We start from the raw sequence: 8,480 nt of genomic DNA on the forward strand, positions 1-8,480 counted from the left end.
CAAAGGATTTCAATGATGAGTGGATGATGACAGGGGGGGATTGATGATGCAACACATGGATGATTTTATCCACAAATCAATTAAATGCATTATTAAGACCAAATTATTTTTCAAGATGAACAGCAAATAAATGGGCTTAAACTGATGTATTTTACCATATGGCAGGCATTGACATCCCCCATGAAAGAATTATACTATACATAATTCATATTAGATTAGTCGGCTTTAGTGATTTTTGAAATGCAGAATGGGGGAAATGCAGACATGAACTTGTTGGAGAAAGAAGAACTTGCACGGACGAAAGCTGAGGAGTTGGAAAACGCAAGTCCAGAGGATATTATTCGTTACGCTATTGAGACGTTTCCAAATATCACTTTTGCATGCAGCTTCGGTGCAGAGGATGTTGTACTTGTAGATATGCTTCAGAAGATCAGCCCATCTACGGATATATTTTATCTAGATACCGATTTTCATTTCAAGGAAACTTACGAAACTCGTGACAAAATGAAGGAGAAATACAATCTTGATTTTGTACGTGTATCACCGAAAATTACTCCTGAAGAGCAGGCAGCTCAACATGGAGATGAATTGTGGAAGTCTGATCCTAATGCTTGTTGTAATATTCGGAAGGTTGAGCCGCTGACACGTATTCTATCCCAGTACGATGCATGGATTACCGGTATTCGGAGAGATCAAGCACCGACGCGTGCAAACTCCAAGAAGGTCGAATATGATGCCAAGTTTGGTCTGATGAAGTTCAACCCGATTGCCCACTGGACTTCAGAGGATGTATGGGAATACATTCGTACCAATAATGTTGTGTACAACCCGCTGCATGATCAGAATTACCCGAGTATCGGTTGTGAGTATTGTACACGTCAAGTTATGCCTGGAGAAGATCCACGTGCGGGACGCTGGTCTGGAAATGAAAAAACGGAATGTGGTCTTCATAAATAATTGAGTCAGAGTAAGTAGTGGATTTTATAATGCACTGAATTCATTCTTGATGTTATAAAAAATGGTGAAACAGGGAGCTGACAAGATGACTTCGATTCTGCCTCATGGAGGTACGCTGATTCAGCGTGTCGTACAAGGAGAGGAACGGGAACAACTATTACGAGAGAGTGAGAAACTGTCCTCTTTACGTATTAACAGCTGGACAATTTCGGATTTGGATCTCATTGGTGTGGGTGCATTCTCACCGCTTCAAGGTTTTATGAATGAAGAAGACTATCTTTCCGTTATATCTCGCATGCGTCTTGCAGACGGAACAGTCTGGAGCATACCCATTACGCTGGCTGTAGATGAGCAGCAGGCTACTTCACTCCAGATCGGTGAGACTGTCGCACTTATTGGCGATGATGATGGAATAACCTATGGATTGCTGGAAGTGAAGAGCATTTACAAAGTAGATCAGGGTGAGGAAGCACGTCGTGTCTTCAAAACGGATGATCCAGAACACCCGGGTGTGAAGAAACTGCTGGAACGACCTGCAACATATGTAGGAGGTCCAATTCAAGTCCTTAACCGCCCCAAGCCGGCCAAGTTCGAACAGTTCTATTATGATCCTGCTGAGACACGGAAAACGTTCCAGGATAAGGGCTGGAAGACGGTTGTCGGTTTTCAGACGCGTAATCCGGTCCATCGTGCCCATGAGTACATTCAGAAAAGTGCAATGGAGATTGTGGACGCGTTGTTCTTAAATCCGCTTGTAGGCGAAACGAAGTCTGATGACGTACCTGCTGATGTACGGATGAAGAGTTATCTGGTTTTGCTCGAGAACTATTATCCGGCTGATCGTGCATTCCTCGGCGTATTCCCGGCGGCTATGCGGTATGCTGGTCCAAGAGAGGCCATTTTCCACGCAATGGTACGTAAAAATTATGGTTGTACTCACTTTATTGTAGGCCGCGACCATGCAGGTGTGGGTGACTACTATGGAACGTATGAAGCGCAGGAGATCTTTACTAACTTCACCCCGGAAGAACTCGGTATCACACCTTTGTTCTTTGAACATAGTTTTTTCTGCACCAAGTGTGGCAACATGGCATCAAGCAAAACCTGCCCGCATGATAAAGAACACCACATGGCTCTGTCTGGCACCAAAGTACGTGGCTTGCTGAGAGACGGCCAATGCCCTCCACCAGAATTTACGCGCCCTGAGGTAGCTGAGGTGCTGATTGAAGGGATGGCGGAGCAAGTCCGCTCCTAACGGTATATTTGTCCATCTTGTCCCATATAGATGATTAGAGTCATTTATAGGGACGAGGTGGTTTTTTTATGCGTAAAAATATGGGGAAGCACTTTGTAATCTGGATTAGGTTACGCACCATGAAGAGGATCATGTTAAGCCTCTGTTTGCTGGCGATGTTTGTGGCAGTGGTGACGTATGAGTTGCCCTCCTCTAAAATGTCCGGTTACTGGGGGCTGCCATTAGCGGGAAAAGTCATAGCCATTGATGCAGGACATGGTGGGCCCGATGGGGGAGCAGTGAGTAAGCAGGGAGTCATTGAGAAAGATATCAATTTATCCATTGCGCTGTACGTACGAGATTATCTGCAGCAAGCAGGAGCCTTGGTTGTCATGACCCGAGAAATAGACACCGATCTGGCTGCTACAGACACCAAGGGCTACTCCAAACGCAAAACGGAAGACCTGAAACAAAGAGTAAGAAGAATCGAGGATAAACAGGCAGATCTCTTTATCAGCATCCATATGAACAGTGTTCCATCGAACCGCTGGAGTGGTGCTCAAGTTTTTTATACACCTAACCATCCTGATAATGAAGGGTTGGCCAATCTGCTTCAGCAAGAAATGATTCGTAATCTGGAAAATACAGATCGAATCGCAAAAACGGTAAATACCGTTTATTTGCTCCAGGCTTTAAAAATTCCCTCTGCACTGGTAGAGGTGGGGTTCCTTTCTCACCCGGAAGAGGCCCGTCTGCTGGCTGATGAGGCCTATCAGCGCAAAGTGGCTGCATCCATCTACAACGGAATTCTCCGTTATTCCTCAGGAGAACGTCCTAAAAGTTAGTCACAACGAGAAAGGTAATGATATAATTGGATTAGCATACCTAATTACATGCCAATAGATAAAGCTGAGGTGCTGTCTGATGTTATCAAAAGAACAGATACTTGAACTATTGCAGCCATTGCAGGAACCGCAATTGGGCGTAAGTTTGACTGAACTGCAGTGGGTCCGTGATGTCATGATTAAAGAAAATCATGTTGCTCTTACTATGGTGACGCTGGAGAACCGCACAGAGGATACAACTGCTCTAAGCGATGCTGCGCGCAACCTGTTGTCCCAACACGGAGTGAATGATGTACATATTCGTCTGCGTGCAGCGTCAGAGCATGAGCGTGAGAGCCTGAACATCGGACAAGCGGATCATGAGGAAGACCAGGACGAAGTGCTTGTCAAGGGCCATGCAGCAGGTCTGGACGGGCATGAGTTGTTAAGTCCTGAGTCCGGCGTACGTTTTATTGCTGTTGCTAGTGGTAAAGGCGGCGTCGGCAAATCGACGGTAACCGTTAATTTGGCTGCGGCTCTGGCACGTCAAGGCAAGAAGGTTGGCCTAATCGATGCAGATATATATGGCTTCAGTGTACCTGATATGATGGGCATTGAAGAATATCCAGTCGTTGAGGACGGGGTTATCCAGCCTGTTGAACGTTTCGGCGTAAAAGTCATGTCGATGGGATTCTTTATTCGGGAGAATAACCCGGTGATCTGGCGTGGACCTATGTTGGGGCGGATGTTGCGCCAATTCTTTACTGATGTAAATTGGGGAGAGTTGGATTATATGCTGCTTGATCTGCCTCCGGGTACGGGGGACGTTGCACTAGACGTACATCAGATGCTGCCACACAGCAAAGAAATCATCGTTACCACACCGCATGCAACCGCTGCTTTTGTAGCTGCACGTGCAGGTGCTATGGCTATTCAGACGGAACATGAGCTGCTTGGTGTCGTAGAGAACATGGCGTATTATGAATGCAGCAAATGCGGGGAGAAAGATTATGTATTTGGCCGAGGCGGTGGGGGTACTCTTGCCGAGAGTCTTCATACAGAGCTGCTTGCGCAGATTCCATTGGGAGCACCGGATAATCATATTTCGGAGCCGGATTTTTCTCCATCTGTGTATAAAGCAGAGTCAAGCATCGGAGCAATCTACGACGAGGTTGCCCAGTCTGTTGATGCCAAGTTTTAAATTTTCTATATGTGTAAAGTATAAAATGGCCCACATCCATGGATGCGGGCTTTTTTTCAACATGTGATATTTTTTAATTTTCAAGTATTATGGGCTTATGATCCTCCATTACTTCCGTCGCCGCCACTGTTACCATCACTACTACCGTCACTGCTACCGCTTCCGCCATCTCCATTCTCGCCTTTACCTCCCTGTTTGCCGCCCTGTTCTGTTTTAGGTTGTAATTCATCCTGAACTACCTTCTTAAGCAAAGTCAGTACTTCCATCCGAAATAAAGGATTCTGCATGACTTCTTGCATAACGGTCATCGTTTGTTTACGATACTCAGGAGTTTTGGTCATATCCATGAACATCTTGGATACTTCCGGAGATTTCATGACATCTTCAATCGATTTTTGATATGTTGGGTCTTTGATCAATTGCATATGCAGTTGTTTGCTTTGCGCATTGATTACTTTGGCGAATTCGCCTGCGAATTGAGGGTCTGTCATGATTTTCTCGAATTCCTTCTTGTACTCTGGAGCAGTGATTGTATCTTTTACAGCAATACGTATTTGTTCCGAAGATTGCATAGGCATTAACATTTTCATTCCCACTGATCCAGAGCCACCGCCTGCACCACCACCTTGGCCGGCGCCCCCACTTTCTCCCCCTCCGGAAGAACTTTGTCCTGTAAGAGCTTCTTCAACCGCTTTTTTTCCTTCGTCACTTTTGAGAATATCCACGACCATCGTTTTCATCTCTTTATAACCGCCCTGAGGAGGCGAATAATTCTGATCTGAGCCACAGCCTGCGAGCATGACGGATAGTCCAAGTACGACACAGCATAACTGCCACAAAGGCCGTTTCATGTGCACAACCCCTCCTTGATTAGATACTGGATGTAGTATGTGATGGGAAACCGCTAAATATGTTGAATGATGATGGTTTTTTGCTGTGAAGGTTGGTAAAATAAACTCTCGGGGGTGGAAAACATTTGAATTTACGTAAATGGTTTTTCCTATTTTGGTCAGCTTTGCTTATTGGGGCTGCAGGATCATTAGTGACGGGTCTAATTATGATGTTGGTTAATGGAGAAAAAACGAATGGGATGACCGATTTTTTAATTTATCTCCTGATCTTGTTTGGTTCCGGTATTATGATTAGCGTGTATTCGCAAATGGGTTTTTTCGCATACTTGATATTGAACTATATGGGCAAAGGTGTATTTTCGAAACGCAGTTGGCAGATTGTACAGATTGTTCTAACGGTTTTGGCATTGCTTGATGTCATGTTTTTACGTTTGTTTGTTGGTGGGGAACGGGAACGACTTTCCGATATTGTGCTTGGAATCATTATTTTGGCAGCTGGAATTGTTACCGCTTACGTAAAAGTGAAACAGACACATGTTTCGGCGCTGGTACCTACACTCTTTTTCATGGTGGCTGTTACCGTGGTGGAGACGATCGGTGTGTTGCGAATTGATGTAAATGCGGCTACCATCTTTATTGTGGTTCCACTGTTAATCTGTAATGCATACCAAATGCTGATATTGCACAGGCTGGTAGATGGGTCCATGGAGCAACGGGTGAGTGGGAAGACCGAGGTACAAGAAAGTCATGCGTAGCGATTATTTGAAAAAATAACGCCAAAAAGAGCTAACCTGGTTAGCTCTTTTCATTTATGGCGCTTCAGCACCTTTTTACAGGGCATGGGGAAGTTCAAAAGGTAGGTATGGAGTATTCCACTGCAATACCCTTAGTTTAACATTTACTGTACACTGGCTTGGTCGCGAACTTCCGTACCTTTGACACTTGAATGGTTAAGCAGCTCGGAAACCGTCACAAACTCATACCCTTGATTTTTTAACTTGTCGATTATGACGGGTAATGCTTCATGGGTTTGTTTCGAGGAATCACTGGCGTGCAGCAGCACAATGTCACCCGGATGTGCCTTGCTGACTACACGATCAACAATAGTCTGTACACCTGGGTTCTTCCAATCCTGCGAATCGGTGTCCCATTGGACTACTTGATAATTCAGACTGTTGGCAACCTGGAGAACACGTTTGTCAAAGTCGCCATTAGGCAGACGCAGCAATTTCGGTTCTTTTCCCGTTAAATCGGTTAAAATGCTATGAGCTGTCGAAATCTCCTTGCGGATCTCCTCTTCAGTTAGACTGCTGTAATTATCATGCTTGTGACCGTGGCTGCCGATTTCGTATCCTGCGTCTTTAATGGCTGTTACAATTTCGGGGTGTGTTTTACTCCAGGGGGAGGACAAGAAGAACGTTGCCTTCTGTACCTTATTATCTTGGAGGACCTTCAGAATAGGCTCTGTCCTTTTATCTCCCCAGCTAATGTCAAAGGTGAGTGCAATAACCTTCTTCTCGGTTGGAACGCTGTATACGGCGGATGGTGCATCCTCCGAGAATACAGAAATATTGCCGCTCTCCAGATAAATAATCCCGATAGCAAAGACGGCAGCAACCAGCACAATCAGGAAACGTTTGATTTTTTTGCCGCTAAATACATAGAACGAGTTCATTTCAATAAGCGCCCCTCTCCCATAAGAAATGCTTGTTTACTCTCCAATGTATGCTCGTACCTCGCAGTTATTCGTATCAGACGTTTGTTTGTCCAACATCTTGGTTTCACAGGAGGATATTATGTTAAAATTCAGTACATTTCTTAGAGCTTTAGGTTCCATTCGTGGTGCATTAATCTGGTCGATCGTATTGTTTGTTGTTGGAATAGGCACGGGATGGGTAAGTACAGGACCACTTGAGGATATATTGTTGAATCAGATCGGGGGACTGAGGGAGGTTAGTGAGCGGCTGGAGCAGGGGAGCAATGTGCAATGGAACTTCTTCCTCTTTATCTTTTTCAATAATGCCATCAAAAGTGTACTCGTAATCTATGCCGGTATTTTCTTTGGCATTCTGCCTGTCGTTTTCCTGCTAATCAATGGCATGGTTATCGGTTTTCTGGTACACACCACAATGAATTATGGGGCCAGCTTCTTTGATATTGTTGTGAAAGGACTACTTCCACATGGCATTATTGAGATTCCGGTAATTATTATCGCTTGTGCATTCGGTCTAAAGTTTGGTGGGTTGGTTCTTAAAAGTCTTGTTCAATTTGGCGGGGAGAAACGAAATACGATTGGCAGACACTGGAGTTCCTTTATGCGCACCACGGTAACTGCATCCTTCTGGATTGTTATTTTGCTTTTTGTTGCTGCGATTATCGAAAGTACACTTACCTACAGCCTCGTTCGTGGATAAATTTGTATGGGATGACATTCATAAATTTTCAGAAAGTTGACCATAACAATAAAACGGGTTTCAGTAGCAAGCACAAAAGGACAAACAAAGATGATCCTGGGTTTGCTACTAAAACCGGCGCTGTCCGATATATAGCCTGAATTAAAAGGGCACGAATATGACACACACTGGGACACGCCATTATCCATATGCAGAAAAAGGAGAACTCTAATGCTGGGTATGCTGTTTAACGAGAAGGAATGCAAGGAATTGGATTATGTATTGCGCAAAGAGCTCGATGAAATGTTGTTCGACTTAAGTGACAACCGTCTCGATCAAGAAATTAAATACGCCATTGCGAGTCGCTACAAGACTGTGTTCCGTATGTATGCACGCTTTGCGCCACCCAAAGAGCTATCCAAATATGCTAGAGGCGGTAAATTAAAAAAATCCAAGCCATAATGTTTTGGTTAGCGGGATACTAAAGTTCAATACTGAAGTTCACCATATAAGAGGTGCGGCCCGTAAGCGCTGTACCTCAGACACCATGAATCAGGAATAGGTAGAATAGGCGGCTTTGAAAAGGGATATGAAGCAATTTGTCGAAAAAGGGTTGACCTTTTTTGTTCAATATGATAAATTAATTTTCGTTCCTTTTTTAAGGAAAAGTTAACCGTAACAAGCGCTGGAATAAAGCGATTGAAAATAAATCGAAAAAAGTGCTTGCAAAGTAAACTTAAACATGATATATTATAAAAGTCGCCGCTGAAAATACGGTGACGAGGAAAATCGAGACAAATTGAATGTTTGATCTTTGAAAACTGAACAACGAGTGAGTAATGATCTTGCTTGCAAGATCGACGCTGAGAAATCGGTACAAGCCTTCGGGCTGTATGATTTCGAAGTAACAATGAGATTTTTAATCTCGTCAGTTTCAAAATGAGCTTATCGCTCTTTTCAATACTTTATTGGAGAGTTTGATCCTGGCTCAGGACGAACGCTGGCGGCATGCCTAATACA

Annotated in this window: 9 protein-coding genes; 7 read left to right on the forward strand and 2 right to left on the reverse strand. The window is 44.2% G+C overall.

All coding sequences use genetic code 11. The features are described from left to right. Window positions 1-264: 264 nt before the first annotated feature. From BMY78_RS31535 to BMY78_RS31550, 4 genes are all read left to right on the forward strand, one after another. Entirely contained in the window at window positions 265-957 is a 693-nt protein-coding gene (locus tag BMY78_RS31535; RefSeq protein ID WP_090905295.1) for a phosphoadenylyl-sulfate reductase, read from the forward strand. A gap of 85 nt (window positions 958-1,042) precedes the next feature. Next, window positions 1,043-2,212, forward strand: coding sequence for a sulfate adenylyltransferase (sat, locus tag BMY78_RS31540; protein ID WP_090905297.1), 1,170 nt, complete (start codon window positions 1,043-1,045; stop codon window positions 2,210-2,212). Between the two features lie 68 nt (window positions 2,213-2,280). Then, window positions 2,281-3,036, forward strand: a complete 756-nt coding sequence (gene cwlD / locus BMY78_RS31545; protein WP_090905300.1) for an N-acetylmuramoyl-L-alanine amidase CwlD — start codon at window positions 2,281-2,283, stop codon at window positions 3,034-3,036. Between the two features lie 79 nt (window positions 3,037-3,115). Further along, complete coding sequence (locus BMY78_RS31550) at window positions 3,116-4,216, forward strand: Mrp/NBP35 family ATP-binding protein (protein ID WP_090905302.1); 1,101 nt, start codon at window positions 3,116-3,118, stop codon at window positions 4,214-4,216. Between the two features lie 95 nt (window positions 4,217-4,311). On the opposite strand, the gene gerD is transcribed toward BMY78_RS31550, so the two are convergent. Next, window positions 4,312-5,067 (reverse strand): spore germination lipoprotein GerD, encoded by a 756-nt coding sequence (gerD, locus tag BMY78_RS31555; RefSeq protein ID WP_090905304.1) that lies wholly within the window; start codon window positions 5,065-5,067, stop codon window positions 4,312-4,314. 125 nt (window positions 5,068-5,192) lie between these two features. Between gerD and BMY78_RS31560 the strand changes: the two genes are divergently transcribed. Then, complete coding sequence (locus BMY78_RS31560) at window positions 5,193-5,822, forward strand: KinB-signaling pathway activation protein (protein WP_090905306.1); 630 nt, start codon at window positions 5,193-5,195, stop codon at window positions 5,820-5,822. A 143-nt stretch (window positions 5,823-5,965) separates the two neighbouring features. Here the strand turns inward: BMY78_RS31560 and pdaB are convergent, their stop codons facing one another. After that, window positions 5,966-6,742: a polysaccharide deacetylase family sporulation protein PdaB gene (pdaB, locus tag BMY78_RS31565; RefSeq protein ID WP_090905308.1), complete on the reverse strand. Its 777-nt coding sequence runs from the start codon at window positions 6,740-6,742 to the stop codon at window positions 5,966-5,968. A gap of 121 nt (window positions 6,743-6,863) precedes the next feature. On the opposite strand from pdaB, the gene BMY78_RS31570 reads away from it, so the two are divergent. Then, the gene (locus tag BMY78_RS31570; RefSeq protein WP_090905310.1) at window positions 6,864-7,481 is read left to right on the forward strand and encodes a stage II sporulation protein M; all 618 of its coding nucleotides are present in this window, start codon (window positions 6,864-6,866) and stop codon (window positions 7,479-7,481) included. A 210-nt stretch (window positions 7,482-7,691) separates the two neighbouring features. Continuing rightward, window positions 7,692-7,922 carry a hypothetical protein gene (locus tag BMY78_RS31575; protein WP_017692114.1) on the forward strand — a complete coding sequence of 77 codons (231 nt, stop codon included), beginning with the start codon at window positions 7,692-7,694 and terminating at the stop codon, window positions 7,920-7,922. Window positions 7,923-8,480 lie beyond the last annotated feature (558 nt).

Origin of the sequence: Paenibacillus sp. OK076 (genome assembly GCF_900110055.1) — a bacterium.
In the GTDB taxonomy this organism is placed as follows: domain Bacteria; phylum Bacillota; class Bacilli; order Paenibacillales; family Paenibacillaceae; genus Paenibacillus.